The organism is Polymorphum gilvum SL003B-26A1, assembly GCF_000192745.1.
Classification (GTDB): domain Bacteria; phylum Pseudomonadota; class Alphaproteobacteria; order Rhizobiales; family Stappiaceae; genus Polymorphum; species Polymorphum gilvum.
On the sequence record NC_015259.1, the window covers coordinates 1,538,166 to 1,562,323 of the forward strand.

At 68.6% G+C, this 24,158-nt stretch carries 31 protein-coding genes, 1 pseudogene and 1 riboswitch; of the genes and pseudogenes, 12 read left to right on the forward strand and 20 right to left on the reverse strand.

Annotation, left to right across the window (positions count from 1 at the left end; genetic code table 11):
* The first annotated feature begins 86 nt into the window (after positions 1-86).
* The 4 genes from SL003B_RS07225 (at position 87) to SL003B_RS07240 (ending at position 2,736) form a co-directional block, all read left to right on the forward strand.
* A complete protein-coding gene (locus SL003B_RS07225) occupies positions 87-416 on the forward strand; it encodes a RebB family R body protein (protein WP_013652173.1) in 330 nt (109 codons plus the stop codon).
* A gap of 344 nt (positions 417-760) precedes the next feature.
* On the forward strand, positions 761-1,066 hold the full coding sequence (locus tag SL003B_RS07230; protein ID WP_013652174.1) for a RebB family R body protein: 306 nt from the start codon (positions 761-763) through the stop codon (positions 1,064-1,066).
* 126 nt (positions 1,067-1,192) lie between these two features.
* Complete coding sequence (gene trhO / locus SL003B_RS07235; RefSeq protein WP_013652175.1) at positions 1,193-1,966, forward strand: oxygen-dependent tRNA uridine(34) hydroxylase TrhO; 774 nt, start codon at positions 1,193-1,195, stop codon at positions 1,964-1,966.
* Positions 1,967-2,142: 176 nt separating this feature from the next.
* Entirely contained in the window at positions 2,143-2,736 is a 594-nt protein-coding gene (locus SL003B_RS07240; RefSeq protein WP_242390346.1) for a hypothetical protein, read from the forward strand.
* A gap of 24 nt (positions 2,737-2,760) precedes the next feature.
* On the opposite strand, the gene SL003B_RS07245 is transcribed toward SL003B_RS07240, so the two are convergent.
* The gene (locus tag SL003B_RS07245; RefSeq protein WP_013652177.1) at positions 2,761-3,642 is read right to left on the reverse strand and encodes an SMP-30/gluconolactonase/LRE family protein; all 882 of its coding nucleotides are present in this window, start codon (positions 3,640-3,642) and stop codon (positions 2,761-2,763) included.
* Positions 3,643-3,736: 94 nt separating this feature from the next.
* Complete coding sequence (locus tag SL003B_RS07250) at positions 3,737-4,219, reverse strand: Lrp/AsnC family transcriptional regulator (protein WP_013652178.1); 483 nt, start codon at positions 4,217-4,219, stop codon at positions 3,737-3,739.
* A 153-nt stretch (positions 4,220-4,372) separates the two neighbouring features.
* Here SL003B_RS07250 and ald point away from each other — a divergent pair, with 153 nt between their 5' ends.
* Positions 4,373-5,491 carry an alanine dehydrogenase gene (gene ald / locus SL003B_RS07255; protein WP_013652179.1) on the forward strand — a complete coding sequence of 373 codons (1,119 nt, stop codon included), beginning with the start codon at positions 4,373-4,375 and terminating at the stop codon, positions 5,489-5,491.
* Positions 5,492-5,558: 67 nt separating this feature from the next.
* Here ald and SL003B_RS07260 read toward each other — a convergent pair whose 3' ends face one another.
* From SL003B_RS07260 to pgi, 4 genes are all read right to left on the reverse strand, one after another.
* Positions 5,559-5,828: a glycine zipper domain-containing protein gene (locus SL003B_RS07260; protein WP_013652180.1), complete on the reverse strand. Its 270-nt coding sequence runs from the start codon at positions 5,826-5,828 to the stop codon at positions 5,559-5,561.
* A 76-nt stretch (positions 5,829-5,904) separates the two neighbouring features.
* Positions 5,905-6,174: a glycine zipper domain-containing protein gene (locus SL003B_RS07265; RefSeq protein WP_013652181.1), complete on the reverse strand. Its 270-nt coding sequence runs from the start codon at positions 6,172-6,174 to the stop codon at positions 5,905-5,907.
* 66 nt (positions 6,175-6,240) lie between these two features.
* Positions 6,241-6,510 (reverse strand): glycine zipper domain-containing protein, encoded by a 270-nt coding sequence (locus SL003B_RS07270; RefSeq protein WP_013652182.1) that lies wholly within the window; start codon positions 6,508-6,510, stop codon positions 6,241-6,243.
* Between the two features lie 365 nt (positions 6,511-6,875).
* Positions 6,876-8,501, reverse strand: a complete 1,626-nt coding sequence (gene pgi, locus SL003B_RS07275; protein ID WP_013652183.1) for a glucose-6-phosphate isomerase — start codon at positions 8,499-8,501, stop codon at positions 6,876-6,878.
* A gap of 235 nt (positions 8,502-8,736) precedes the next feature.
* On the opposite strand from pgi, the gene SL003B_RS07280 reads away from it, so the two are divergent.
* The 3 genes from SL003B_RS07280 to SL003B_RS07290 are packed head-to-tail and all read left to right on the forward strand — an operon-like array spanning position 8,737 to position 10,337.
* Positions 8,737-9,063: a hypothetical protein gene (locus tag SL003B_RS07280; protein WP_013652184.1), complete on the forward strand. Its 327-nt coding sequence runs from the start codon at positions 8,737-8,739 to the stop codon at positions 9,061-9,063.
* Between the two features lie 20 nt (positions 9,064-9,083).
* Positions 9,084-9,608, forward strand: coding sequence for a hypothetical protein (locus SL003B_RS07285; protein WP_013652185.1), 525 nt, complete (start codon positions 9,084-9,086; stop codon positions 9,606-9,608).
* Positions 9,609-9,617: 9 nt separating this feature from the next.
* Entirely contained in the window at positions 9,618-10,337 is a 720-nt protein-coding gene (locus SL003B_RS07290) for a hypothetical protein (RefSeq protein ID WP_013652186.1), read from the forward strand.
* A 48-nt stretch (positions 10,338-10,385) separates the two neighbouring features.
* Here SL003B_RS07290 and SL003B_RS07295 read toward each other — a convergent pair whose 3' ends face one another.
* From SL003B_RS07295 to SL003B_RS07315, 5 genes are read right to left on the reverse strand one after another with little or no spacing between them, the layout of a single operon-like run.
* On the reverse strand, positions 10,386-11,138 hold the full coding sequence (locus SL003B_RS07295; protein ID WP_013652187.1) for an energy-coupling factor ABC transporter ATP-binding protein: 753 nt from the start codon (positions 11,136-11,138) through the stop codon (positions 10,386-10,388).
* A complete protein-coding gene (gene cbiQ / locus SL003B_RS07300; RefSeq protein ID WP_013652188.1) occupies positions 11,135-11,851 on the reverse strand; it encodes a cobalt ECF transporter T component CbiQ in 717 nt (238 codons plus the stop codon). Before cbiQ ends, SL003B_RS07295 begins: the two co-directional genes overlap by 4 nt.
* A complete protein-coding gene (locus SL003B_RS07305) occupies positions 11,848-12,471 on the reverse strand; it encodes a hypothetical protein (RefSeq protein ID WP_013652189.1) in 624 nt (207 codons plus the stop codon). The genes cbiQ and SL003B_RS07305 overlap by 4 nt, the downstream gene beginning before the upstream one ends.
* Positions 12,468-13,082, reverse strand: a complete 615-nt coding sequence (cbiM, locus tag SL003B_RS07310) for a cobalt transporter CbiM (RefSeq protein WP_013652190.1) — start codon at positions 13,080-13,082, stop codon at positions 12,468-12,470. The genes SL003B_RS07305 and cbiM overlap by 4 nt, the downstream gene beginning before the upstream one ends.
* A gap of 6 nt (positions 13,083-13,088) precedes the next feature.
* On the reverse strand, positions 13,089-13,862 hold the full coding sequence (locus tag SL003B_RS07315) for a DUF4198 domain-containing protein (protein ID WP_013652191.1): 774 nt from the start codon (positions 13,860-13,862) through the stop codon (positions 13,089-13,091).
* Between the two features lie 161 nt (positions 13,863-14,023).
* On the opposite strand from SL003B_RS07315, the gene nikR reads away from it, so the two are divergent.
* The gene (gene nikR, locus SL003B_RS07320; protein ID WP_013652192.1) at positions 14,024-14,497 is read left to right on the forward strand and encodes a nickel-responsive transcriptional regulator NikR; all 474 of its coding nucleotides are present in this window, start codon (positions 14,024-14,026) and stop codon (positions 14,495-14,497) included.
* Positions 14,498-14,507: 10 nt separating this feature from the next.
* Here nikR and nrdF read toward each other — a convergent pair whose 3' ends face one another.
* The 4 genes and pseudogenes from nrdF to nrdH all read right to left on the reverse strand — a co-directional run bounded on the left by nrdF (position 14,508) and on the right by nrdH (position 16,245).
* Entirely contained in the window at positions 14,508-15,485 is a 978-nt protein-coding gene (gene nrdF, locus SL003B_RS07325) for a class 1b ribonucleoside-diphosphate reductase subunit beta (RefSeq protein ID WP_013652193.1), read from the reverse strand.
* An 8-nt stretch (positions 15,486-15,493) separates the two neighbouring features.
* Positions 15,494-15,832, reverse strand: a pseudogene (locus SL003B_RS07330) (class 1b ribonucleoside-diphosphate reductase subunit alpha); the annotation flags it as partial.
* Positions 15,757-16,020 (reverse strand): class Ib ribonucleoside-diphosphate reductase assembly flavoprotein NrdI, encoded by a 264-nt coding sequence (locus SL003B_RS22725; RefSeq protein WP_083812067.1) that lies wholly within the window; start codon positions 16,018-16,020, stop codon positions 15,757-15,759. The pseudogene SL003B_RS07330 and the gene SL003B_RS22725, both read right to left, overlap by 76 nt.
* A 3-nt stretch (positions 16,021-16,023) precedes the next feature.
* Complete coding sequence (gene nrdH, locus SL003B_RS07335) at positions 16,024-16,245, reverse strand: glutaredoxin-like protein NrdH (RefSeq protein WP_013652195.1); 222 nt, start codon at positions 16,243-16,245, stop codon at positions 16,024-16,026.
* 100 nt (positions 16,246-16,345) lie between these two features.
* A riboswitch (cobalamin riboswitch) is annotated at positions 16,346-16,554 on the reverse strand.
* Between the two features lie 187 nt (positions 16,555-16,741).
* On the opposite strand from nrdH, the gene SL003B_RS07340 reads away from it, so the two are divergent.
* Positions 16,742-17,179, forward strand: coding sequence for a YqaA family protein (locus SL003B_RS07340; RefSeq protein WP_013652196.1), 438 nt, complete (start codon positions 16,742-16,744; stop codon positions 17,177-17,179).
* Positions 17,180-17,190: 11 nt separating this feature from the next.
* Here SL003B_RS07340 and SL003B_RS07345 read toward each other — a convergent pair whose 3' ends face one another.
* Positions 17,191-17,784, reverse strand: coding sequence for a PhnA domain-containing protein (locus tag SL003B_RS07345; protein ID WP_013652197.1), 594 nt, complete (start codon positions 17,782-17,784; stop codon positions 17,191-17,193).
* 208 nt (positions 17,785-17,992) lie between these two features.
* On the opposite strand from SL003B_RS07345, the gene SL003B_RS07350 reads away from it, so the two are divergent.
* Positions 17,993-18,397 carry a rhodanese-like domain-containing protein gene (locus SL003B_RS07350; RefSeq protein ID WP_013652198.1) on the forward strand — a complete coding sequence of 135 codons (405 nt, stop codon included), beginning with the start codon at positions 17,993-17,995 and terminating at the stop codon, positions 18,395-18,397.
* A 9-nt stretch (positions 18,398-18,406) separates the two neighbouring features.
* Here the strand turns inward: SL003B_RS07350 and SL003B_RS07355 are convergent, their stop codons facing one another.
* The 4 genes from SL003B_RS07355 to zwf form a co-directional block, all read right to left on the reverse strand.
* Complete coding sequence (locus SL003B_RS07355; protein ID WP_013652199.1) at positions 18,407-19,351, reverse strand: calcium/sodium antiporter; 945 nt, start codon at positions 19,349-19,351, stop codon at positions 18,407-18,409.
* Between the two features lie 54 nt (positions 19,352-19,405).
* The gene (locus SL003B_RS07360; protein ID WP_013652200.1) at positions 19,406-19,702 is read right to left on the reverse strand and encodes a hypothetical protein; all 297 of its coding nucleotides are present in this window, start codon (positions 19,700-19,702) and stop codon (positions 19,406-19,408) included.
* Positions 19,703-19,838: 136 nt separating this feature from the next.
* Positions 19,839-20,477 carry a bifunctional 4-hydroxy-2-oxoglutarate aldolase/2-dehydro-3-deoxy-phosphogluconate aldolase gene (gene eda, locus SL003B_RS07365; protein ID WP_013652201.1) on the reverse strand — a complete coding sequence of 213 codons (639 nt, stop codon included), beginning with the start codon at positions 20,475-20,477 and terminating at the stop codon, positions 19,839-19,841.
* 42 nt (positions 20,478-20,519) lie between these two features.
* Complete coding sequence (zwf, locus tag SL003B_RS07370; RefSeq protein WP_013652202.1) at positions 20,520-21,992, reverse strand: glucose-6-phosphate dehydrogenase; 1,473 nt, start codon at positions 21,990-21,992, stop codon at positions 20,520-20,522.
* A gap of 249 nt (positions 21,993-22,241) precedes the next feature.
* On the opposite strand from zwf, the gene ade reads away from it, so the two are divergent.
* Positions 22,242-23,960, forward strand: coding sequence for an adenine deaminase (gene ade / locus SL003B_RS07375; RefSeq protein ID WP_013652204.1), 1,719 nt, complete (start codon positions 22,242-22,244; stop codon positions 23,958-23,960).
* The last annotated feature ends 198 nt before the right edge of the window (positions 23,961-24,158 follow it).

Here is a 24,158-nt window from a genome sequence, read left to right on the forward strand (position 1 = left end):
TTATTTCTTCACATCAATCTGGTGCGGGCGTCCTTGAGAGTGTCAGAGGCCGGAACGAGCCGGTCTCAGTCAAAGGAGAATGGACAATGCCCGATCCCGTTACCGTCAACCCGATGGTCACCGATGCCGTGACCCAGTCGAACGTCAAGGTCGTCGGCGAAGCGCCGGCCATGGCGATCAGCACGCTCTACCAGGCGATGGCCCATTCCACGGGCATCCTGTTCGAGAACGCGGTGGCTGCCCAGCAGCAGCAGAACTCGCTGGCCCAGGCCGCGGTCAACCAGGGCATCATGCAGATCTACAGCCTCGACACGACGGCAGCGGCCGGGGCGAGCGAGAAGGTCGCCCAGACCGGCGTCGCCGACAACCTGACCAGCCTGCTGACGGTGCTCAACGCCTTCAGCGGCGGCCGCTGATCCTCCCCTCGGCAGACCGCCGAGTCCCTGGAACGCTTCTTCCCGGGCATCCGGGACGGAGCGTTCCCCTTTCGGGCCGCTTGTCGTCAGGCAATGGTTACCTAGGAATAAATGCAATCAAGAGATATAAATCTCTCTTTAACAATCTTTGCGTGAATATCCTCTGGTGAGCCGCCCGGATCCCTGTGATCCGGATCGGCCGGCTTGGTTCTATGCCGGCGGCACACCAACGAGATGCGGTTCCGGCACCGATCCAGAACCGCTGTGCATCCCAACAGGGTGGTCGTCGTTCGATACGCTCCGACAGGCCGGTCGCTTCCGTACCGGCAAGGAAAGGGAACGACATGCCCAAAGCCGCAAAGCCTTCGGCACCTCCTGCCGACCTCATCGCGATGCTGCCCGACTATTCCCCTGCTCTGGCGATGTCGGCCGTCTACGGCGCAATGGCCCATTCGATGGCCGTGCTGTTCGAAAACGCCGTCGCGACTCAGAGACAGCAGACGCTGCTGGCCGATCTGGCCGTCTTGGAAGGTATCCAGCAGATGAACGGCCTCTCGCCGCAGTCCGCCTCGGCGGCCGACAAGATCCGGGGTTCCGCGGATCTGGCGGCGTTCGAGACGATCCTTTCGCGGTTCGGCCGCGGCCGCTGACCGGCGCCTGGTGTCCTGGCGCCGCTGCGGGCGCCGCTGCGGGCGGCGTCGGGCAAGAGCGGCTTCTCATGAGCGTCCGCGACCGGCTATAAGGCGCCGATCGAAGCCTCGAGCCGAAGCCGCGCCATGTCCGATTGCCTTGTTGCCGCCCTGTACAAGTTCGTTCCGCTCGCCGACCATCGGGACATGCGCGAGCCGCTGCTCCGCCTGTGTCTGGACAGCGGGGTGCGCGGCAGCCTGCTGCTGGCCGGAGAAGGCATCAACGGCACCATCGCCGGGTCCGAGGATGGCGTGCGGTCCGTGCTCGCCTTCCTGCGTGCCGATCCCCGCCTGGAAGATCTGGAGCACAAGGAGGCGCGTGCAGAACGGCAGCCGTTCAGGCGCATGAAGGTGCGGCTGAAGCGGGAGATCGTCAGCCTGGGCGTCGAGGGCATCGATCCGCGCGCCCAGGTCGGCACCCATGTGCCGCCGCAGGACTGGAATGCCCTGATCAGCGATCCCGACGTGATCGTGATCGACACCCGTAACGACTATGAATTTGCCTTCGGCAGCTTCGAGGGGGCGGTCAATCCGCGGACCCGATCGTTCCGCCAGTTTCCGGACTGGCTCCGCGCCCAGGCGGCGCTGGAGCGCAAGCCGCGGGTGGCGATGTTCTGCACCGGCGGCATCCGCTGCGAGAAGGCGACCGCCCTGCTGCTGGCTGAGGGGTTCAACGACGTCTATCACCTGCAAGGCGGCATCCTGAACTATCTGGAGAAGGTCCCGGCTGACGAGAGCCTGTGGCGCGGCGAGTGTTTCGTCTTCGACGAGCGCATCTCGGTCGACCACGACCTCAAGGCCTGCTGGGGACGGAGCATTCCGGAGGCGGCCCGCGGCGTCCTGCCGTCGCCGGAGGATTAATCGGCGCCGCGCCGGGCGGGCTTTCCTTCGCGGAATTCGTGGCTTAAGCTTCTTCGGGTCCGGCCCGTGCGGGGGCGTGGATGAAGATCGGCCTGCAAGCTCAGGGGATGCTCTCGAGAGGCCGGAGGCATCCGAAACCACAGGGAGCGGGATCGTCCCGCGCAATGGGGGGAACGGTGCGTACTTTCACAAGGTTCATTGCTTTTGCGATTGCTGTTGCCTCGGTTGCAGGGGCTTCGTCCGGCGCGCTTGCCGGCGGCAAGCCGCTGTCCTGCTATCGCCAGGTCGTGGTGCCGGCGGAGTATCGCACGGTGCACGAGACCGTGCTGGTGCGACCTGCCTCGAGCCGGGTAGTCGAGCATCCGCCGGTCTATCGCACGGTGACGGAACGGGTGGTGCTGCAGCCCGAGCGGATCAGCTATCGCAAGATTGCCCCGATCTACGACACGCGCGCCCGCCAGGTGCTGGTGCGACCTGCAAGCGTCGGCTGGGAATACCGCACGATCAAGGGCGAGCAGGTGCTGTGCAAGGTGCAGCATCCGCCGCTCTACCGAACCGTGCACGAGCAGGTGCTGCTCAAGCCCGGCGGTCAGGTGGCGGTGACCGTGCCTGCGATCTACGGCACCCGACAGCGGCAGGTGCTGATGCAGCCGGGGCGGCGACAGGTCGTCACGATCCCGGCCGAATACCGCACGGTGGCACGCACGGTGAAGGTCAGCGAGGCGCGCACCGTCTGGCAGCCGGTGGCGCTCGGCGGGCAGTGCCGCTGACGAAGGGACGTCAGTCTGGTCCGCTCACCCGCCGGCGTGAAACCGGTACCCGGGCAGACCGCGGACATCCGGCCTGAGATGGAAAAGACTGCCGGAGTGCGGGGCGGCGGCCAATGCTGCCTCGTCGTCTGGCCTCAGGCTGGTGACGACCAGGTCGTCCAGGTCGGGACCGCAGAAGCAGGGCATGGTCGGACGCGGCACGGGCAGGGCGATCCGGCGCAGGATCGCGCCGACCGGCGACAGGACGTTGAGGACGCCGGCCGAAACGCCGGCGCTCCAGTAGTTGCCGTCGACATCGACGGTGGCGCCGTCGGGCCGGCCGAGGTCGCCAGTCATCTCGGCGACGCGGCGGCGGCCACCGACTGCGCCGGTGCGCGGGTCGAAGTCCCAGGCGTCGATCCAACCCGGCGTGCTGTCGGCGTGGTAGAGGGTGCGCCCGTCCGGCGCCCAGGCGAGACCGTTGGAGACATGGAGACCGCCCGTGATCTTGCGCACGGCACCGTCGCCGGACACCCGATAGAGGGCACCGATCGGTTGGCGGATCCTGCTGGTATCCATGGTGCCGACCCAGAAGGCACCATCGGGGCCGACCTTGCCGTCGTTCAACCGGGTCTGCGCCAGGTCGGCCTCGACCTCGGCGAGAAACCTCCGGTCCCCGGACTGGGGGTCGAACAGGAGAATGCGGTCCCAGACGGCAACGACGAGCCGGCCGTCTCCGGTCAGGCCGAAGGAGCCGACCTGGTTCTCGAATGTCCAGGAGCGAAGTTCCCGGGTCGCCCAGTCCATGGCGTGGACGGCGCAGCCGCGGATATCGGCCCAAAACAGGGTCTGCGTCCGCTCGTCCCAGGTCGGGCATTCGGCGAGCGCGTAGCGGCCATCAACCAGGCAGGTGACCGGTGTCGGCAAAGGCAGGGCTCCCGGGCTGGCAACGTGCTTCAAACGGTTCGGACGGGGCCACTCTATCGCGCCGCCGGGGCTACGTCGACGTCCTCTGCCCGGCTCAATCGAGGGATCGTCCTGAGCCGCCCAGCCAGAACGCGGTCTTGCGCACGATCGGTCGGATGGCGAAGGACGATTTCATGCGCGAGACGCCGGGAAGACGGGCGAGATGTTCGCGGTGGATGCGCTCGAAGTCGTTCGGATCTTCGGCGGTCAGGCGCAGCAGGTAATCGGCGTCGCCGGCCATCAGGTAACACTCCATGATCTCGGGCGATTGGCCGACGGCCTGCTCGAACGCGTTCAGCACCTCGTTCGACTGGCCGACCAGGGAGATCTCGACGAACACGTCCATGCGCCGGCCGATCCGGCGCTGGTCGAGCAGCGCGACATAGCGGTCGATCACGCCTGCCTCCTCCAGCGCGCGCACGCGGCGCAGGCAGGCCGACTGGGACAGGCCGACCCGTTCCGCCAGGTCGGCATTGGCGATGCGGCCGTTCTCCTGCAGGAGGTTGAGAATGCGCTTGTCGATCCGGTCGAGCTTCAAGAAACGCCGCTTTCGAATTTTCTGCCGTCAAACGGGCGATTTTTCGAAGAATGAAGCGAGCTTTGCCCGGGAGATGGCCAGAACGCAAGCCTATTCGACGCCATATCGGCTATTGTTCCATCGATAAAAATCCTGCCAGAGAGGGATAGACCAATGCGTATCGGTGTTCCGAAAGAGATCAAGAATCACGAGTACCGGGTCGGCCTGACGCCGGATAGCGTGATGGAGGTCGTCGCAAACGGCCACCAGGTGTTCGTCGAGACCAAGGCCGGCGCCGGCATCGGCGCCGATGACCAGGCCTATGCCGCCGCCGGTGCGACGATCTGCGCGACGGCGGAGGAGGTGTTTGGCGCGGCCGAGATGATCGTCAAGGTGAAGGAGCCGCAGGCGGGCGAACGCGCGATGCTGCGGCCGGACCATATCCTGTTCACCTATCTCCACCTGGCGCCGGATCCGGAGCAGACGAAGGACCTGATCGCTTCCGGTGCGACCTGCATTGCCTACGAGACAGTGACCGACGGACGCGGCGGTCTGCCGCTGCTGGCACCCATGTCGCAGGTCGCCGGACGGCTGTCGATCACCGCCGGCGCCAATGCCTTGCAGAAGGAACACGGCGGCTCCGGGATCCTGGTCGGCGGCGTGCCGGGCGTGCCGGCGGCCAACGTGGTGGTCATCGGCGGAGGCGTCGTCGGCGCCCATGCGATCACTATGGCGCTGGGCCTCGGCGCGGATGTCACCGTGCTCGACCGCAACGTCGACGTGCTGGCGACCCTGGCGCGCAGTTTCGGTTCGGCGCTGCGCACCGTCTATTCGACCAGGGCGAGCCTTGAGCACTACGTCCTCAATGCCGACCTGGTCGTGGGGGCCGTGCTGGTGCCGGGCGCGGCGGCGCCGAAACTGGTGAGTGCCGACATGGTGCGGCGGATGAAAGCGGGGTCGGTGATCGTCGACGTGGCGATCGATCAGGGCGGTTGCGTGGAAACGGCGCGGCCGACGACGCATTCCGAGCCGACCTATGTCGTCGACGGGGTAGTGCACTACTGTGTCGCCAACATGCCGGGCGCGGTGCCGCGCACGTCGACCTTCGCGCTGAACAACGTGACGCTGCCCTATACGCTTGCGCTGGCCGCCCAGGGCGCGAAGAAGGCGCTGCTGGACAATCCGAATTTCCTGCCCGGGCTCAACGTCTACCAGGGCAAGGTGACCTGCAAGGCGGTCGCCGACGCGCTCGGCTATGCCTATGTCGCGCCGCGCGAGGCGCTCGGCGCCTAAGCTGGTCGGCCGGATCGGGAAAGGAAAAAGCCCCGGGATTGTCGGAAATCCCGGGGCTTTTCCGCCGTTACGGGCAGGCGACCCGGTAGGGATTGCCCTTGGGATCGCGGGCGATGCAGTTCTTCGGCGCGGTCATCGCGCCGATGAGGCCGCCACCGACCGCACCGAGTGCGGCTCCGGCCAGTGCCGCTCCGGCCGAGGAACCGGCCGCAGCGCCGATGGCTGCACCGGTGGCGGCGCCGAGGCCGCCGCCGACCAGAGTCCGATCACGCTGGCTGTCACTCGAGCAACCTGCCAGCACCAAAGCCGCAATCGCGACGCCGACGATCCTCTTCATCCGTTCCGCTCCGACCAGGGTTTCGAATCACCTTGAGTCTACAGGCGGATAGCATCCGTGTCGGCCTTGCGATTTGTTACGGGCAGGCGACCCGGTAGGGGTTGCCGTAGCGGTCGTAGGCGACGCAGTTCCTCGGCGTGGTCGCCGCACCGACGATGGCGCCGCTGGCGCCGCCGATGGCCGCACCGGCAAGGGCGGCGCCGGCACCGTGGCCGGTGGCCGCACCGATGGCGGCACCAGTGGCGGCACCAAGGCCGCCGCCGACGAGGGCGCGGTCGCGCTGGCTGTCGGCCTGGCAGCCGGCAGCGAGCAGGGCGACAGCGGCCAGGATCGCAAGTTTCTTCATTTCAGGTCCTCAGGTATCCGGTTCGGCGCCGGAGATCGGCGCCGATTGTCGTGAAATCCGAACGGCTTACGGGCAGGCAACGCGGTAGGGGTTGCCATAGCGGTCGTAGGCCACGCAGTTCTGCGGGGTGGTCGCGGAGCCGACGATAGCGCCGCCGGCCGCACCGATCGCGCCGCCGACGAGGGCGCCGCCGAGATCGCCGGTGGCAGCGGCGCCGATGGCGGCACCGGTGGCGGCGCCGAGACCGCCGCCGACGAGGGCGCGGTCGCGCTGGCTATCGGACTGGCACGCCGCGAGCAGCAGGCCGGTCGCGGCGAGAAGGGCGAATTTCTTCATGGAGGGTCTCCCGTGTTCTGGTCGACGGACCGGCCGTCGGATCTCCTTAAACCACTATACAATATTAAAAAGTGGCAGGATTGCGCTGAATCAAATCTCCTTGGCGACGCGAGGGTAGACCGCTTTCACAGCCCAGGCAATTTCCGGCTCCGGGGGGCGAACCCGGCGCACGGCACCGATCGCGCCGGGTTCGCCCTGGACATCCGGTCGGGGGAGCCGGATCCACGCAGGCTCAACGCGACACCTTTCGAGTGGTTCCCGGACGGTCCTGCCTTGCTCCGGCATGCCTCCGGAAAACTGCCGGATCGCTGTCAAAGTCCGGACGTAGCGGCGCGGGGCCCGATCCGGCCGTGCCCTGACCTGGCTCAGGCGTCGCGAATCGCGGCCAGCAGACCGCGGGTGGAGGAATCCTTATTCCCCGCCTCCCGCTCGCCGCGTAGCATCGGCAGCAGGGCCGTGGCGAGTTCCTTGCCGAGCTCGACGCCCCACTGGTCGAAGGAGTTGATGCCCCAGATCGCGCCCTCGACGAAGACCCGGTGCTCGTAGAGCGCGATCAGGCGGCCGAGGGCGAAAGGGGTGAGCCGGCGATGCAGGATGGTGACCGACGGCCGGTCGCCGGGAAAGACCTTGTGCGGGGCAAGGCGGGCGACCTCTTCGGCGGCGAGGCCGGCGGCCTCAAGCTGCGCCGTCGCCTCCTCCAGGGTGCGGCCGCGCATCAGCGCCTCGGACTGGGCGAGGCAGTTGGCGAGGAGCAGGGCATGGTGGTGGGCAAGCTCAGGTTCGTGGCCCTGCGCGGCGACGATGAATTCGCAGGGCACGACGTCGGTGCCCTGGTGCAGCAGCTGAAAGAAGGCGTGCTGGCCGTTGGTGCCGGGCTCGCCGAAGACGAGCGGGCCGGTCGGCACCTCGACCGGGCTGCCGTCGAGGCGGACGCGCTTGCCGTTCGATTCCATGTCGAGCTGCTGCAGGTAGGCGGGCAGGCGGGCGAGGCGCTGGTCGTAGGGCAGCACGGCGCGGGCCGGATAGCCGAGGGCGTCGCGGTTCCACACGCCGACGAGGCCCATCAGGACCGGTATGTTGGCTTCCAGCGGGGCGGTGCTGAAATGCTCGTCCATGGCATGGGCGCCGTCGAGGAAGTCGGCGAAGGCGTCCGGGCCGACGGCGATCATCACCGGCAGGCCGATCGCCGACCACACCGAGTAGCGCCCGCCGACCCAGTCCCAGAAGCCGAACACGCGGGTTTCGTCGATGCCGAAGGCAGCGACCTTGTCGAGGGCGGTCGAGACGGCGGCGAAATGGGCGCCGACGGCTTCCTCGCCAAGCGCGCCGGCGATCCAGGCGCGCGCCGTAGCGGCGTTGGTCATGGTCTCGACGGTGGTGAAGGTCTTGGAGGCGACGACGACGAGCGTGGTGGCCGGGTCGAGATCCTTCAGCGTGTCGGCGATGTGGGCGCCGTCGACGTTGGAGACGTAATGCAGGCGCGGACCGTCGCAGTAGGGGAACAGCGCCCGGGTCACCATGTCCGGGCCGAGGTCGGAGCCGCCGATGCCGATGTTGACGACGTCGGAAAACGGCTGGCCGGTGGCGCCGAGCAGGTCGCCGGCGCGCACGGCCTCGGCGAAGTCGGCCATGGCGGCGAGCACGGCGCCGACGGTGGGCATGACGTCGGCGCCGTCGACCAGCACAGACGCGTCCGGAGGATTGCGGAGCGCGGTGTGCAGGACCGCGCGGCGCTCGGTCGCGTTGATGGGCCGGCCCGACAGCATCGCGTCGCGACGCGCCTCGAGCCCGGCGGCGCGGGCGAGGTCGAGCAGCAGCGCGAGCGCGGCGCCGTCGATGCGGCTCTTGGAAAAGTCGACCAGCAGGTCGTCGAGACGGAAGGAGAACCGGTCGAAGCGCTGCGGGTCGGCGGCGAACATCCGGCTAAGGGGCGTGGCCCGCAGCGCGTCGGCATGGGCCTTCAGCTTCAGCCAGAGGGACGCGGTCGGCATGGGGGCTCCTGGGCGACTTCCTGAAACGACGGGTGCGCAGAGGCATAGCACGGCGGCAAACGCTTCGGGAGGGGGGCGGTTCCGGCCTAGAGGCATAAGCGGGCGAAGGGGCGCGCGCGGCGACCGGTCCTGACGTTGCGAGAATGCTATCTTCGGTTGATTGAAATCAATTGAACATCTCTATTCAGGGTTACACTCGACCGAATTCCGGAGCGTTAAAAACCGGGGTGGGAGCATGACCATTCTTCATATCGAGAACACCGGCGTGGCGGCGGCGGAACTGCAGATCCGCACCCCCGGAGCGAGCGCGACGCAGTATCTGGCGCCGGGCGAGAGCCTGACGGTGGCGGAGGCGCGTCTGATCGCGCTGCGCTCCGCGGAAGGCGGTGCCGTGGAGCTTGCGATCGAAAACCGATCCGATGCGCTCAGACTAGACCTCTACCATACGAGTCCGGCGGAAACGAAGCGCCTGCGCGGGCTGTGGCCGCGGCAGGGGCGCGGCCTTCATCTTGGCGGCGACGAAGACCTCGTCGTGCTGCCGGTCGGTACGTTCAAATCCTGAATGAAGACGGGAGGAAGCCCATGAGCGGAGACGTGAAACTCGACGAGATCTTCGACCAGCTCGAGCGCGGGATCGCGAAGCTGGACATTGAGGCGCTGGCCAGGATGTCCGATCCCAAGCGGATGCTGAACAATTCGCTCAACATCCGCAACCTCGACACGGGCGGGCATCTGCTCGGCCTGAACATCGACTATTCGGGTAAGGAAGCGCGCATCAACATCCCGCCGGGCGGTAACCAGACGGTCCAGAACTTCAGCTTCCTGACCATGTGGTTCATCCAGATCCACGTCGACCCGCCGGTGCGGCTGACCAACCAGGCCAACAACGTGTGCTTCTACGAGGTCAATCGGCTGATGACCAACGGGCACAACGTGCAGCAGCAGTTCATCAACCCGCATGCTGGGGCGACGGCTGTCTACGGTCTCGACGTCAACGACCGGCTGATCGTCGTCCCGGTGTCGATGACCCAGTATTACCTGCGCCACGCCAACCACATTCGATGGCAGGCACCCGGAGAAGACCGGCGCATGCGCGAGGCACAGTAGCAGCCTGCCATGGACCACGCCTCGGTCGAGATCGAGAACGGCACCGGAGCGGGCGGCGTCATCGTCGCCCGGTTCGAGGTTTCGTCCGACAGCGTCGGCACGGTCCATATCGCGGGCGGCGCGCGCCAGCGCTTCGATCGTTTCGACCGGCTGACGGTGACCGCGCCGGAGGCGTCGGGGCACCTTCGGCTGTTCAACCACTCGCCCTGGCCGGTCGACCTGACCCACGAAACCAGGTCGGGTCACGCGAACAAGGGCCAGATCGCGGTGACCGGCTTCCACGACCTGGTCGTCGCGCCGGGCGACCAGTTGACCATCCTGCCGCGCCCGCCGGCGGTCGTCATCCCCGCGCAGCCGGTCCTGTTCCTGGCGCAGTTCCGGCCGGTCAGGCCGAGACCCCTGTTCGCACCGAACCAGAAGCCGTCCGACTCTGCGGTCTTTCTCGAATGGCGTCATCCGGAGGAGGGCAAGGGGGCATTGCTCGGCTACAACGTCTACCGGTCCGTCTACGAGGGCGACCGGCCCATCCAGTTGCAGGTGCTGAACGGGGTGCCGCAACAGGGACGACGAGCGCAGGTCGCCGATGTGCAGCCGCCCATGCCGTACAACCACCGCTATGCGGTGACGGCGGTCAGCCGCGACGGCGCCGAGAGTCTGTTCTCGAATGTGCGGATCCTGGACTGGAACACGCGGATCGACCTGTTCGACGCCGGCTTCGTGCCTCTTTGACCCTGAGAAGCGGCCGTCGGCAGGTGTTCGGCAGAGCCGCGTCCGCAGTCAATCCCGGCCGGGCGGCGGCCGCGGGCGGTCGGGCGCTGCGGCGTCGGCGGGGTGCGGGTGGACATGGGCGTGGGTGTGGACATGGGGGTGGCTGTGGATCTGCGCGGGGGCGAGCCGGCCGGCCTCCAGGATCATCGCCCGGCTGGCGAAGTCGGCGACGAAGGCAGCGTCATGGGAGACGAGGATTATCGCCCCGGCGAAGTCCTTCAGTGCCGTGCGCAGGCGCTGGCCGTTGGCTTCGTCGATGCCGTTGGTCGGTTCGTCCAGCAGCAGCACGTCGGGGCGCATGGCGACCAGGCCGGCGAGGCAGACGAGCCGCTTCTCGCCACCCGACAACCTGTGGCTGACGCGGTTGGCGAGGTGGCCGACGCCGAGTTCGTCGAGCGCGCGCTGCGCGCGCGCCGTCGCCTCCGCCTGGGTGCAGCCGATGTTGAGCGGACCGAAGGCGACGTCCTCGATCACGGTCGGGCAGAAGAGCTGGTCGTCGCTGTCCTGGAACAGGAAGCCGATCCGCGGGCGCAGGAGGCGGAACTGCTTCTCGTGCGCGCAGTCGACGCCGAACAGGCGCACGCTGCCGCGATCCGGGCGTTGCAGGCCGACGACGGTGCGCAGCAGCGTGGTCTTGCCGGCGCCGTTCGGCCCGACGATCGCCAGCCGCTCCCCGGCCGACAGGACGAGCGACACGTCGCGCAGAACCGGGGTGCCGTCGCGGCTCACGGTGACATCGGCGAGGGCAACGAGGTCGCTCATAGCCGGTCGAATAGCAGCGTTGCGACCGCGAGGCCAGCCAGTCCGGCGGAGGCCGTCCAGTCGCGCGCGGACGGCGCCGGCAGGGCAGCATGGGGAAAGCGCCCGGCGTATCCGCGGCACAGCATGGCTTCGTCCACCCGCTGCGCCCGGTCGAGCGCGCGCACCAGCAGCATGCCAATCAGGTAGCCGTAGCTGCGCCAGGTGTGGCGGTTCGAGCCCGGGCGGAAGGCGCGCGCACGCATCGCGTCATGGAGCCTGAGTGCTTCGGCGCGGATCAGCGACAGGTAGCGCACCGTCAACACGAACAGCCTCACGACCGGTTCGGGCACGCGCAGGGCCTGCAGCGCGGCCCCGAGCCGGGCGGGCTCGACGCTGCCGAGCAGGGTCGTGAGCAGGAGGACGGAGACCGACACCTTGCAGGCGATCAGGCCCGCGCGGGCGATGCCTTCCGCGCTTGCCGAGACGGGGCCGAGGACGAGCACCGGCCGGCCGGCGATCGTGAACGGCAAGATCAGGAACAGCAGCAGCACGAAGCCCTCGACATGGAGGAGTCGCCGCCACAGGCGCCGCTCGATGCCGCAGGCCAGCGCGAGCAGGCAGACGCCGGCGAGCGCAAGGGCGGCGGTCGCCAGGTCGCGAAGCTGCGACAGGGCGGCAACGGCGACGAAGGTCGCGACGAGGCGCAGGCGCAGGTCCTGGGGCAGGATCGTCATTGGCGCTCGCCGGGGCGTTCACCGGAGCGCCCGCGGGCCCAAAGGCCCAGCCCGGCGAGGCCGGCAATGAGGAAGAGGCCGGACAGGATGTCGGTGAAGCGCAGCCTGCTGTCCATCTGCTCGATCCGCTCGAGCAGCGGCTCGACCTGGCGCTGGACCGCGGCCTCGACCAGGGCGGCGACCTCCGTCTCGGTCAGGGTTGGGGACCCGGTCCCGGCCTGGCCCGATGCGGAGGCGGCGGGCATTCCGGCCGTCGTCGTGGCCGCCGTGTTTGGTTCGGCCGCTGCCGTCGGCGCTGCGCCGCCAAAGCGTGCTGCGGCGACGACGGCCCGGCCGACATGGCCCTCGCGGGTGTCGACCGTGACGGTGATGTCGGTGGTCACGGGCCGGGGCAGGACGAAGCGATAGGCGCCCTCGGCATCGGTCTCGCCGGTCGCGATCACCGTTCCGCCGGCGTCCCGGGCGATCCAGGGCGTGGCCTTGGCCCGCCCACCGCCGACGAAGAAGGCGTATCCCGTTACGGCATCGCCGTCGACGGTGGCAAACACCTTGAGCTTGTGGGCGGCCGCCGGGCCGGTCAGGGCGGACAGCAGGATCAGGGCGATGACGAACCTGGTCATGGCAGGGTTGGCCTCAGGGCTTGCGGATCGACACGGGCAAGGAACGTCACGATCGCGGCGGCGACGAAGGCCTCGGCCACGGCCAGCGGCAGGTAGGTGGCGAGCAGGATGGCGGCCACCGGCGTGTAGTCGGACGACGACAGGGCAAGCGACGCCGCGACGAGGCCGCCGGTGCCGAGCACCGCGAGCGCACCGACGAGGGCCGCCAGTGCCGCGCGCAGCGCCGGCGAGGCGGTCGTCCGGATGGCCGGGCCGAAGGCGAGGGCGAGCAGGACGCCCGGCAGGGCCAGGTTCACGACGTTGACGCCGAGCGTCGTCAGGCCGCCGAAGCCGAACAGCAGCGCCTGCAGCAGCAGCGCCACGGCCACGGCCGGAAACGTGCCGGCGCCGAGCATCAGCCCCATCAGTCCGGACAGCAGCAGGTGTACGCTCGACGGGCCGACCGGGATGGCGATCAGCGAGCCGGCGAAGAAGACCGCCGACAGGATCGCCGCCCGCGGAATGGCGCGGTCTTGCAGGCGGCGCAGGCCGAGGGCAACGCCTGCCGCCGTGACGACGGCGCCGCCGATCAGGACCGGGGCGGACAGGACGCCGTCTGGGATGTGCGCCATGTCAGGTCATTTCCCGTCCATGGTGGTCGCCCTGACCCACATCAGGGCGCCGAGTTCGACCGGCACCTGACTGCCGTCCGGAGAGGCCATAGTGTCGTCGGCCTCGACCAGGGCGGCGAAGCCCCACCAGCCGGCGCGCGGCATGGCATAGGCGAAGGTACCGTTGGCGTCCGCCCGGATCACCTGGGTGACGAAGGCGTCGTTGGGGGGCTCGACGGAGCCGTCGTTGACGAACTCGACCTCGATCTCGGCGAAGGGCACAGGCGTGCCATCCTTGAGGACGACGCCGGAGAACAGGTTGCCGCTCCAGACGCCCGTCGGCCGGGTCAGCGGCCGGATCTCGACGGGAAGTCCGACCAGGTCGTCCCAGCCTTCGCCCGAGGCATAGCTGTCGACCACGACCTTGGCGTAATGCACGATGAACTTGCCCTCGGCCGGCTCCCAGTAGGGCTGCGGCTCGACGAAGAAGACCGCCGCACCCGGCTCGGACAGGTCGTGCGTCACGGTCCAGGCGCTCTTGCCGTCGACCGGGGTCTCGACCAGGGCCGGCATCAGGTCGACCGCCTGGCCGGCGGCGAGGACGCCGACCCGCGCGGGCCTGGCCATCTCCATCACCGGGCCGCCCTCGAAGGGGTGGGTGAAGACCATGTCGAGCGTGACCGAGCCGCCTTCGGGCAGCACGTCGGCGGAGGGCAGGAGTTGCTGGAAATGCGCCGTCGCCGGCGAGGCGAGGCCGATCAGGCCGGCGAGGCCGGCAAGGCCGAGGGGGAAGAGGCGCATGAAACGATCTCCTGATTGTCAGAATTAACCCGATTGTGTGAATTAATAAAAAAAAGATCATACTTGCTGTTGCAGCGCAATAGGGATGTCGAGATCCTTGCGCCTTTCGGGCGCCGCCGCGCCGGGCTACCCTGTGGCGCGGACGGCTGCAAGGAGACACGATGCAACGCACGACGATCACGCTCGACGACGCGCTGGCCGCCGAGCTCGATGCCCACATGGCGGCGACCGGCGCGACTAGCCGCTCCGAAACGATCCGCGACCTGGTGCGGCGCGGCCTGTCGACCGTTGCCGGCGGCCCGGCCGAGGCCGGCTGCTTCGGCGTCATCAGCTGCACGATCGACCAGTCGGTGCGCAACCTGGCCGCGCGGGTGCCGCAGAGCCGGCTCGACCGCCACGACCAGACCGTGGCCGCGCTGTCGGTGCCGCTCGACCATTCCACCTCGCTCGACGTGGTGGTCATGCGCGGACGGGTCGCCGACGTGACGTCCTATGCGGAAGCCCTGTTCCTGGAGCGCGGCGTGATGCACGGCACGGTCGGGCTGATCCCGGTGGCCGAGGACACCACCCGGCATGTCCACAATGACGGACCTCCGCGCGAGCACACCCACCTGAAGGTCCGCAGCAGCTTTTGACACGGCGTCCTCAGAAGTCCCAGTCCTCGTCCTCGGTGGCGACCGCCTTGCCTATGACATAGGACGAGCCGGAGCCGGAGAAGAAGTCGTGATTCTCGTCGGCATTGGGCGACAACGCCGCCATGATCGCCGGATTGACCGCGCAGACGGCGTCGGGAAACAGCGCCTCGTAGCCGAGGTTCATCAGCGCCTTGTTGGCGTTGTAATGCAGGAAGTGCTTGACGTCCTCGGTCAAGCCGACGCCGTCGCAGAGACTCTCGGTGTATTTCGCCTCGATGGCGTAGAGGTCGAACATCAGCGAGAAGGCGAAGTCCTTGATCTCCTGCCGTTCCGCCTCGCTCACGGTCTCCAGGCCGCGCTGGAACTTGTAGCCGATGTAATAGCCATGCACGGCCTCGTCGCGGATGATCAGGCGGATCAGATCGGCGGTGTTCGTCAGCTTGGCCCGGCTCGACCAGTGCATCGGCAGATAGAAGCCGGAATAGAACAGGAAGCTTTCCAGGAAGACGCTGGCGATCTTCTTCTTCAGCGGCGTGCCGGAGGCGTCGTACTCGTTCAGGATCAGCCGCGATTTCGCCTGCAGCTGCGGGTTTTCCGCCGACCAGCGGAAGGCGTCGTCGACCTCCGCCGTACGGCACAGGGTGGAAAAGACGCTGGAATAGCTGCGCGCATGCACCGCCTCCATGAAGGCGATGTTGGTCAGCACCGCTTCCTCGTGCGGGGTAATGGCGTCGGCCATCAGTGCCGGCGCGCCGATCATGTTCTGGATCGTGTCGAGCAGGGTCAGGCCGGTGAAGACGCGGATGGTCAGCTGCTGTTCGGCCGCCGTCAGCGTCGCCCAGCTCGGAATGTCGTTGGAGAGCGGCACCTTCTCGGGCAGCCAGAAATTCACGGTCAGCCGGTTCCAGATCTCCAGGTCCTTGGGATCCCGCAGGCGGTTCCAGTTCACGGCGTCCGGAACGGATCGGATCTTTGCATGCACGGTCATGGGTGGCCTCACAGGGAACAGGACACGCAGCCCTGCACCTCGGTCCCCTCAAGGGCCATCTGGCGCAGGCGGATGTAGTAGATGGTCTTGATGCCCTTCTTCCAGGCGTGGATCTGAGCACGGTTGATGTCGCGCGTGGTGGCGCTGTCGCGGAAGAACAGGGTCAGCGACAGGCCCTGGTCGACGTGCCGGGTGGCGGCGGCATAGGTGTCGATGATCTTCTCCGGGCCGATCTCGTAGGCGTCGCGGTAGTAGTCGAGATTGTCGTTGGTCATGAATGGCGCCGGGTAGTAGACGCGGCCGATCTTACCCTCCTTGCGGATCTCGATCTTCGAGACGATCGGATGACCTGCTTGGGCACCGCGCCCCGGCCCTCGCCGTCCGCGTAGGTCGGCACGACCAGGACGAACGGTTCGCGCACCGCCGGCACCGGTTCCGACGCGCATGTGGGGATGCGCCGGGCCGGCAGGTCCAGCCGGTCGATCAGCCGGTGCGTGTTGCCGGACGCGCTCGAAAAATAGACGAGCAGGCCCAAGGTTCAGCCAAGCGCGCCGATCTTGTCCGGGCGGAAGCCGGCCCAATGGTCGTCGCCGGCGACGACCACCGGCACCTGGCGATAGCCCATCGACTGGACGGCTTCCATGGCGGCGTCATCCTCGGTCAGGTCGATGATGTCGAAGGCCACGCCGCGTGCGGTCAGCGTGCGTGTGGTGGCGTCGCACTGGACGCAGGCCGGCTTGGAATAGACGGTAACGGTCATTTTGGTCCTTTCGCCCCGAAAGTGTGAAGGGAGGCAGGCGAAAGACGGTCGGAGACGGCACAAGGCATGCCCGTTCCGCGTCCCCGGGCCCGCCGCCCGATGACGTTTTCCGAACAAGGCAGGTCTCCTGGCTCACGGGTCATCACCACCTGTCCGCCTTCCCGGGACATCCCAGTGGCGCTTTCGGACAGAAGCTCGCCGTTCACAGTTGCGGGGGCAGCGCCGGATTCGACCGTTCTCCAGTCTCACCAGCTTCCCTCTTAGCCTTCGAGACTCCCGAATCGAAGGACCTTGAACACAAGATAGGGTATGCGGCGGGCCCCGGATGTCAACAAATTGATGATGGCGACGGGGCAGACCGCGTCAGGCCTGTTGACAGCGGCAGGGGACCACCGCAGACAGGGGAGCATGAGGCGGCAGGCAGATCCGACAGCAGCGACAAGCAGAGCGAAGCGCCGGCAGGCGGACGGTGCGGACGCGTGTGCCGGATGGCGGCGTGGCTGACGTCGGCGCCTATGGTGGATTGTTCCTGCTGTCGTTCCTGGCGGCGACCGTGTTGCCGGCGCAGTCGGAGGTCGGGCTTGTCGGGCTGCTGCTGTCGGGCGCCTATTCGCCGGCGCTGCTGATCGTGGTCGCCAGCATCGGCAACACGCTCGGGTCGGTGGTCAACTGGCTGCTCGGGCGCGGCGTCGAGCGGTTCAGCGACCGGCGCTGGTTCCCGGTCACGACGGCGCAACTCGACCGGGCGTCGCGCTGGTATCAGCGCTACGGCAAGTGGAGCCTGCTGCTGAGCTGGGCGCCGTTCATCGGCGATCCGCTGACGGTGGCCGCCGGCGTGCTGCGCGAGCCGTTCTGGCCGTTCCTGATCCTGGTCGCCGTGGCCAAGACCGGGCGCTACCTGGTCGTCGCGGCGATCACGCTCGGCGCGGTGTAGGGGGCTGCGACTCAGGTCGCCTTCTTCACGAACTCGGTCAGGATGACGATGCGCTGGTCGTTGACGCGGCCCTCGATCTGGGCGGGATTGTCCGGCACCAGGGCGATGTTGCGCACGGCGGTGCCGCGCTTGGCGGTGAAATTGGCGCCCTTGACCTTGAGGTCCTTGATCAGGGTGACGGTGTCGCCGGCCGACAGGACGGCACCATGAGTGTCCTTGTGGACGACGCTTTCCTCGCCATCGGCGGCCGAGGCGGTTTCGGAGTCGGCTCCGGCCTCGGCCCAGGCGCGGGTTTCGTCGTCGAGATAGATCTGGTCGAGCAGGTCGCGCGCCCAGGGTTCGGCCGGCAGTCTCGTGAGCAGGCGCCAGGCGGCGACCTGCACGGCGGGCTCCTGGCTCCAGGCGCTCTCGGCGAGGCAGCGCCAGTGCGTGGGATCGAGATCGCCGCCTTCGAGGCCCGCGCGGCAGGTCTCGCAGACCAGTACCGCCGTTTCGGCGCTGCCGTCGGCGCGCGGGGCAAGCAGGAAGGCGGTGAGACCTGCGCCGGCGCCGCAGAGTTCGCAGGCTCCGCCGGCACGGGCGGTCAGGGCGTCGAGCAGGGTCATGGGCGGGTCCTTCGTCCGGGGCAGGGGATGTGATGCGCGGTGTAGACCATCGCCGACCGTCAGACGAGCGGTTTGTGCTGCGGCGAAAGGACTTGGACCGGCGGCGCGGCGCGCCAGGACGCTTTCCGATCAAGCGGAACCGCTTGCTCGACACTACAATACTTCAGATGTTGAAATGCGGAGGACGCGGAGCGGGAGGCAACGGGACATGGCGCAGACGATCGTCAAGGGCATCGACACGCTGCTGGCGGAGGCCAATGCGGTGGTGGCGGCGGTGAGCGCGGAGGAGGCGAAGCATCTGCTGGGGCGCGACGGTTATGTCTTCGTCGACCTGAGGGACGTGCGCGAGATCCAGCGCGAGGGTAAGATCCCCGGAGCCTTCTCGTGCCCGCGCGGCATGCTGGAGTTCTGGATCGACCCGGCGAGCCCCTACCACAAGCCGATGTTCGCCGAGGACAAGACCTTCCTGTTTTACTGCGCCGGCGGCCTGCGCTCGGCGCTGGCGGCGAAGACGGCGATGGAGATGGGGCTCGCCCCGGTCGTGCACCTGGACGGCGGCTTCGGCGCCTGGAAGGAGGCCGGCGGGGCGATCGAGACGGTCGAGAAGCGCTGATCCGGGCGGCTAGATGCCAGGCGTGGTGGCGAACAGCCAGGCGCAATAGGCACCGTAGGAGGCAAGGAAACCGGCGCCGACGGGCCGCGACAGGCGGCCGAGCGCGAGGAGCAGGCCGACCAGGCCGAGGCTGACGGCGAGCATCAGCGGGATGTCGAAGCGCGCCATCTGCGGGGCGATGTGGAGCGGATGCAGGGCCGCGGCGACGCCGAGAATGCCGAGCACGTTGAAGACGTTGGATCCGACGACGTTGCCGATGGCGATTTCCGAATGGCGGCGAAAGGCGGCGACGACCGAGGTCGCCAGTTCCGGCAGGCTGGTGCCGACGGCGACGACGGTCAGGCCGATGACGGCCTCCGAGATGCCGAGGCTGCGGGCGATGGCCGAGGCCGAGCCGACCAGGAAGTCGGCGCCGGCAACCAGGGCGACGAGCCCGGCGAGTAGGGCCGCGAGTTCCTTCCACAGCGGCAGCACGGCGGCATGAGCGGCGTCCTCGCCCGTGTGGTCCGTGCGGGCCGACCAAGCAGCATAGCCGACATAGAGGGCGAGCGTGGCGGCCATGACGAGACCGGTGCCGCGTCCGACATGGCCGAGCAGGCCGAGGGCGAGCATGACCAGGGCGGCGGCGAGCATGACGGCGAGGTCGCGCCGGATGCCGGGTATGGCGGTCGGAATCGGCGAGATCAGCGCCGCGGCGCCGAGGATGAGCAGGATGTTGGCGGTGTTGGAACCGACCACGTTGCCGACGGCGATGTCGGGCGAGCTCTGGAAGGCGGCCTTCACCGAGACCACCAGTTCGGGCATCGATGTGCCGAAGCCGACGACGGTCAGGCCGATGATGAGCGGCGGCATGCCGAGGCGGGCAGCGAGCGAGACGGCGCCGCGCACCAGGCCCTCGCCGCCGGCGAAGAGCAGCACGAGGCCGAGAACGAGAAAGGCGGTTTCAGCGAGCATGATGGGTCGTTCTCCGAAGCGGTGCGGAGCGGGAAGGCGGCGATGACGATCGGGTCAGGTCTGCGGCGCCTGCTCGCGCAGGGTGCGTTCGGCCTTCCACGCGAGCACCGCGACGGCACCGGTCGCCCAGATGGCCGGCGGCACCAGTACGAGCGCGGCGATGGTCAGGCCGACGACGCGCAGGCCGAGCAGGCCGGCAAGGGCCCACAGCACGCCGAGGTCGAAGATCCAGATGGCGACAGCGGCAAGCACGGTGGCGCCGATGACGGTGGCGAAGAAGGAGACGTCGTAGCGGACGGAAGCTGCCGGCTTAGCAGCAGCGGGCGTCTCGCCGGCCGGAGACTGGGACATGATGGCTTGACCCGTGGGACCGCAGGCGGACGTGATGTCCGCCGCTCCGGCCAAGTGAGCATGCCGCCTCGTCTTGTCAAGGCGGCGGCGGCCGGCGGGCAAAAATAAATCCGCGCGGCCGGTCGCGCGGTGCCCGTCAGCGTGCCAGGGCGGCGGCGGCGCGCGCGCGCGCCTTGATGCCGGCCCAGTCGGCGGTCTCGATCGCGCGTGCGTCGGCGATCCAGGAGCCGCCGACGCACAGGACGTTGGGCAGGGCGAGATAGGCTGGCGCCTTGTCAGCGGAGATGCCGCCCGTGGGGCAGAACCTGGCCGCGGCAAGCGGCGAGGCGAGGGACCTGAGAAAGCCGGCGCCGCCGGCCTGTTCGGCGGGGAAGAACTTCAACCGGCTGTAGCCGCGCTCCAGCAGGGCCATGACTTCCGAGGCGGTGGCGGCCCCCGGCAGCAGCGGCACGTCGAAGCCTTCGGCGGCGTCGAGCAGTCGCGTCGTCGCGCCGGGCGAGACGACGAAGCGCGCACCGGCCTTCACCGCTGCCTCGTACTGTGCGGCGTCAAGCACGGTGCCGGCGCCGGGGATGGCACCCTCGACGCCGTCTGCGACGGCCCTGATCGCCTCCAGCGCGCGCGGCGTGCGCAGGGTGATCTCGATCGCCGGCAGGCCGCCGCGCACCAACGCTTCGGCCATCGGGACGGCCTTTTTCGGATCGTCGACGACCAGGACGGGAATGACGGGGGCGGCGGTCATGACCGCCTCGATGCGGGCTGTATCCTGGGGCATGTTGGTCCCTTTCCGTTCGGGGTCGGCCGGTCGCTGTGGTGCCTAGAGGCCGTCCTCGGCCCAGGTGCGGCCGTCGCGCTCGATCAGGGCAATGGCGGCCGAAGGACCCCAGGTTCCGGAGGTGTAGGGCTTGGGGTGGCCGGCGCCGGCGGCCCAGGCGTCGAGGATCGGGTCGATCCAGGACCAGGCGGCGTCGACCTCGTCGCGGCGCATGAACAGGGTCTGGTTGCCGCGGATGACATCCATCAGCAGGCGCTCGTAGGCGTCCGGATTGCGCACCTTGAAGGCCTCGGCGAAGCTCATGTCGAGCGGCACCTGGCGCAGGCGCATGCCGCCGGGGCCCGGGTCCTTGATCATCACCTGCATCGTGACGCCCTCGTCGGGCTGCAGGCGCAGGATCAGGCGGTTGGCCGCGATCGGGCCGGCCTCCGGGTCGAAGATCGAATGCGGGATCGGGCGGAACTGGACGACGATCTCCGAGACGCGGGTGGCGAGACGCTTGCCGGTGCGCAGGTAGAACGGCACGCCGGCCCAGCGCCAGTTGGCGATCTGCACCTTGAGGGCGACGAAGGTCTCGGTCCGGCTGTCGTCGCGACCGAGTTCCTCAAGATAGCCGGGCACGGCGCCGCCGGCAGAGGCGCCGGCGCGGTACTGGCCGCGCACGGTCAGCCGGTCGACGCTGTCGCCGGTGATCGGGGCGAGCGCCTTGAGCACCTTCAGCTTCTCGTCGCGCACGCTGTCGGCATCCATCGATTCCGGCGGCTCCATGGCGGCCAGGCACAGCAGCTGAAGCAGGTGGTTCTGCACCATGTCGCGCAGCGCGCCGGCGGCGTCGTAATAGCCGGCGCGGCCGCCGACGCCGAGGCTTTCGGCGACGGTGATCTGGACATGGTCGACATGGGCGGCGTTCCACAGCGGCTCGAACAGGGCGTTGGCGAAGCGCAGCGCCATCAGGTTCTGCACCGTCTCCTTGCCGAGATAGTGGTCGATGCGGAAGATCTGGTGCTCGTCGAAGACCGCGCCGATGGTTGCGTTGAGCGCCCTGGCCGAGGCGCCGTCCTTGCCGATCGGCTTCTCGATGACGACCCGGGTGGTGGCGTTGACGAGGCCTTCGCCGCCGATGCCCTCGCAGATCGGGCCGAAGAAGTCCGGCGCGACGGCGAGATAGAACACGCGCACGACGTCGGGTCGTTCCTCAAGGACGGCGGCAAGCTCCGACCAGCCGGTTCCGGCGTCGACGTCGAGGGGGACGTAGCGGATGCGGGCGAGGAAGCGCTTCAGCGCCGCCTCGTCCAGGTCGGCGACGTGCTCGCCGAGGGCGGCCGCCGCCCAGTCGCGATAGTCGGCGTCGGCGTAGCGGCGGCGGGCGGTGACGACGATGCGCGCGCCGGCGGGCAACTGGCGGTCGAGGTCGCGGTGGTAGAGCGCGGGCAGCAGCTTGCGATGAGCGAGGTCGCCGGTACCGCCGAAGACCACCAGGTCAAACTCATCCACCTCGATCACGCGAACGGCCATCGGCACGCATCTCCTGTTCGGCCGGCCCCGCCGGAGCCGGTCATTTCAATCGATTTAATAAAGGAGGTCCCGGCATCGCGCAACGCCAGGACCGTCGTTGCCGAAACTATCGGTGCGAAACCTTGTCATTGCGATAACGACGCGAGCGGCGGGGTGTCGGGAGGGGTCGACAGGCGGCGGCGGGCGCGGCAGGCTGGGCGTGAGGCCGGCCAGCCGGGCCGGCGCAGGATTCGACAGCGGGAGACGTCCATGAAGGACCTGGATCACGACGCGGCCTTTCTGGAGCGGGCGATCGCGGCCGGCGCCGGCGCGCGGCCGGCGGACCTGGTGATCCGCAACGCGCGCCTGTTCAGCGTGCTCGACGGTTCGATCACGGAGACCGACATCGCCATCGTCGGCGACCGGATCGTCGGCACCCACGGCCGCTACGAGGGGGCGCGGACGATCGATGCCGGCGGGAGGATCGCCGTGCCGGGCTTCATCGACACCCACCTGCACATCGAATCGTCGCTGGTCACGCCATTCGAGTTCGACCGCTGCGTGCTGCCGCACGGGGTGACAACGGCGATCTGCGATCCGCACGAGATCGCCAATGTGCTCGGTGCGCAAGGCATCCGCTATTTCCTTGACTGCGCGCTGGAAACGGTGATGGACATCCGGGTCAACCTGTCGTCCTGCGTGCCGGCGACCGCCTTCGAGACCGCCGGCGCGCGGCTGGAGATCGCCGACCTCGCGCCGCTGCGCAGCCATCCCAAGGTGATCGGGTTGGCCGAGTTTATGAACTTTCCCGGCGTACTCGCCCGCGACCCGGCGGTGCTGGCCAAGCTCGCCGCGTTCCAGGATGGCCATATCGACGGCCATGCGCCGCTGCTGACGGGGATGGCGCTGAACGGCTACCTGGCGGCGCGCATCCGTACCGACCACGAGGCGACCAGCGCGGCGGAGGCGCGCGAGAAGCTCGCCAAGGGCATGACCATCCTGATCCGCGAGGGCTCGGTGTCCAAGGACCTGAACGCGCTGGCACCGATCCTGACGCCCGACACGTCTTCCTTCGTCGCCCTGTGCACCGACGACCGCAATCCGCTCGACATCGCCGAGGAGGGTCATCTCGACAGCATGATCCGGCGCCTTATCGCCAAGGGGAACCGGCCGCTCGACGCCTACCGGGCGGCGAGCTGGTCGGCGGCCAATGCCTTCGGCCTCAGGGACCGGGGCCAGATCGCTCCGGGCTGGCGCGCCGACATCGCCCTGCTCGACGACCTGGAGGACTGCCTCGTCGCCACGGTGATCGCTGCCGGCCGGCCGGCGGATGCGGAGGCCTTCGCGGCACGTCGGCCGGTCGCGCCGGTCGGGCTGGACAGCGTGCACGCGGCCAAGGTCACGGCGGCGGCCTTCGTGATGCCCGCTTCCGACCGGCAGACGCCGGTGATCGGCGTCGTGCCGGGGCGGATCATCACCGAGCACCTGACCATGAGCCTGCCGCATCGCGACGGGTTGGCGCAGGCGGACATCGAGCAGGACGCGCTCAAGGTCGCCGTGGTCGAACGGCACCGGGGCACGGGCAACATCGGCCGCGGCTTCGTGCACGGCTTCGGACTGACGCGCGGCGCCATCGCCTCGTCGGTCGGCCACGACAGCCACAACATCTGCGTCGTCGGCGCCAGCGACGAGGCCATGGCGACGGCGGTCAACCGGGTGATCGCGCTGAAGGGCGGCTTCGCGGTCGCCGACGGCAGCGAGGTGCTGGCCGAGTTGGCGCTGCCGCTGGCCGGGCTGATGAGTCTGGAGCCGTTCGAGACCGTGCATGCGGCGCTGGAGCGGCTGCGCGCGGCGGCGAAGACGATCGGCTGCGTGCTGCCGGAGCCGTTCCTGCAGGTGGCGTTCCTGCCGCTGCCTGTCATCCCGCATCTCAAGATCACCGACCTCGGCCTGTTCGACGTCGACCGCTTCACGCTCGTCGATGCGTAGCCGTTGCGAGGACCTAGGCGCAGGTCCGCAGGCCGACGGGACTTGCGCCCCGTGTTTTTGGCGGGGTGCCGCTACGTTGCCGGTTGACGCAAACGGAAGGGCGGCGCAAAGCTGGACCGATCGTCCCGGGACAAGGGACGACGCCTGACGACAGGCGGTTCGACGGGGAGAGGCGCACATCGTGCGGGCGGCCGGCGG

Bases quoted from the DNA above. Each gene is read 5' to 3' on its own strand.
- SL003B_RS07225 (WP_013652173.1), top strand. From the start codon at position 87: ATGCCCGATCCCGTTACCGTCAACCCGATGGTCACCGATGCCGTGACC.
- SL003B_RS07230 (WP_013652174.1), top strand. From the start codon at position 761: ATGCCCAAAGCCGCAAAGCCTTCGGCACCTCCTGCCGACCTCATCGCG.
- trhO (WP_013652175.1), top strand. From the start codon at position 1,193: ATGTCCGATTGCCTTGTTGCCGCCCTGTACAAGTTCGTTCCGCTCGCC.
- ald (WP_013652179.1), top strand. From the start codon at position 4,373: ATGCGTATCGGTGTTCCGAAAGAGATCAAGAATCACGAGTACCGGGTC.
- SL003B_RS07260 (WP_013652180.1), bottom strand. From the start codon at position 5,828: ATGAAGAGGATCGTCGGCGTCGCGATTGCGGCTTTGGTGCTGGCAGGT.
- SL003B_RS07265 (WP_013652181.1), bottom strand. From the start codon at position 6,174: ATGAAGAAACTTGCGATCCTGGCCGCTGTCGCCCTGCTCGCTGCCGGC.
- SL003B_RS07270 (WP_013652182.1), bottom strand. From the start codon at position 6,510: ATGAAGAAATTCGCCCTTCTCGCCGCGACCGGCCTGCTGCTCGCGGCG.
- pgi (WP_013652183.1), bottom strand. From the start codon at position 8,501: ATGCCGACCGCGTCCCTCTGGCTGAAGCTGAAGGCCCATGCCGACGCG.
- SL003B_RS07280 (WP_013652184.1), top strand. From the start codon at position 8,737: ATGACCATTCTTCATATCGAGAACACCGGCGTGGCGGCGGCGGAACTG.
- SL003B_RS07285 (WP_013652185.1), top strand. From the start codon at position 9,084: ATGAGCGGAGACGTGAAACTCGACGAGATCTTCGACCAGCTCGAGCGC.
- SL003B_RS07290 (WP_013652186.1), top strand. From the start codon at position 9,618: ATGGACCACGCCTCGGTCGAGATCGAGAACGGCACCGGAGCGGGCGGC.
- SL003B_RS07295 (WP_013652187.1), bottom strand. From the start codon at position 11,138: ATGAGCGACCTCGTTGCCCTCGCCGATGTCACCGTGAGCCGCGACGGC.
- cbiQ (WP_013652188.1), bottom strand. From the start codon at position 11,851: ATGACGATCCTGCCCCAGGACCTGCGCCTGCGCCTCGTCGCGACCTTC.
- SL003B_RS07305 (WP_013652189.1), bottom strand. From the start codon at position 12,471: ATGACCAGGTTCGTCATCGCCCTGATCCTGCTGTCCGCCCTGACCGGC.
- cbiM (WP_013652190.1), bottom strand. From the start codon at position 13,082: ATGGCGCACATCCCAGACGGCGTCCTGTCCGCCCCGGTCCTGATCGGC.
- SL003B_RS07315 (WP_013652191.1), bottom strand. From the start codon at position 13,862: ATGCGCCTCTTCCCCCTCGGCCTTGCCGGCCTCGCCGGCCTGATCGGC.
- nikR (WP_013652192.1), top strand. From the start codon at position 14,024: ATGCAACGCACGACGATCACGCTCGACGACGCGCTGGCCGCCGAGCTC.
- nrdF (WP_013652193.1), bottom strand. From the start codon at position 15,485: ATGACCGTGCATGCAAAGATCCGATCCGTTCCGGACGCCGTGAACTGG.
- nrdH (WP_013652195.1), bottom strand. From the start codon at position 16,245: ATGACCGTTACCGTCTATTCCAAGCCGGCCTGCGTCCAGTGCGACGCC.
- SL003B_RS07345 (WP_013652197.1), bottom strand. From the start codon at position 17,784: ATGACCCTGCTCGACGCCCTGACCGCCCGTGCCGGCGGAGCCTGCGAA.
- SL003B_RS07350 (WP_013652198.1), top strand. From the start codon at position 17,993: ATGGCGCAGACGATCGTCAAGGGCATCGACACGCTGCTGGCGGAGGCC.
- SL003B_RS07355 (WP_013652199.1), bottom strand. From the start codon at position 19,351: ATGCTCGCTGAAACCGCCTTTCTCGTTCTCGGCCTCGTGCTGCTCTTC.
- SL003B_RS07360 (WP_013652200.1), bottom strand. From the start codon at position 19,702: ATGTCCCAGTCTCCGGCCGGCGAGACGCCCGCTGCTGCTAAGCCGGCA.
- eda (WP_013652201.1), bottom strand. From the start codon at position 20,477: ATGCCCCAGGATACAGCCCGCATCGAGGCGGTCATGACCGCCGCCCCC.
- zwf (WP_013652202.1), bottom strand. From the start codon at position 21,992: ATGGCCGTTCGCGTGATCGAGGTGGATGAGTTTGACCTGGTGGTCTTC.
- ade (WP_013652204.1), top strand. From the start codon at position 22,242: ATGAAGGACCTGGATCACGACGCGGCCTTTCTGGAGCGGGCGATCGCG.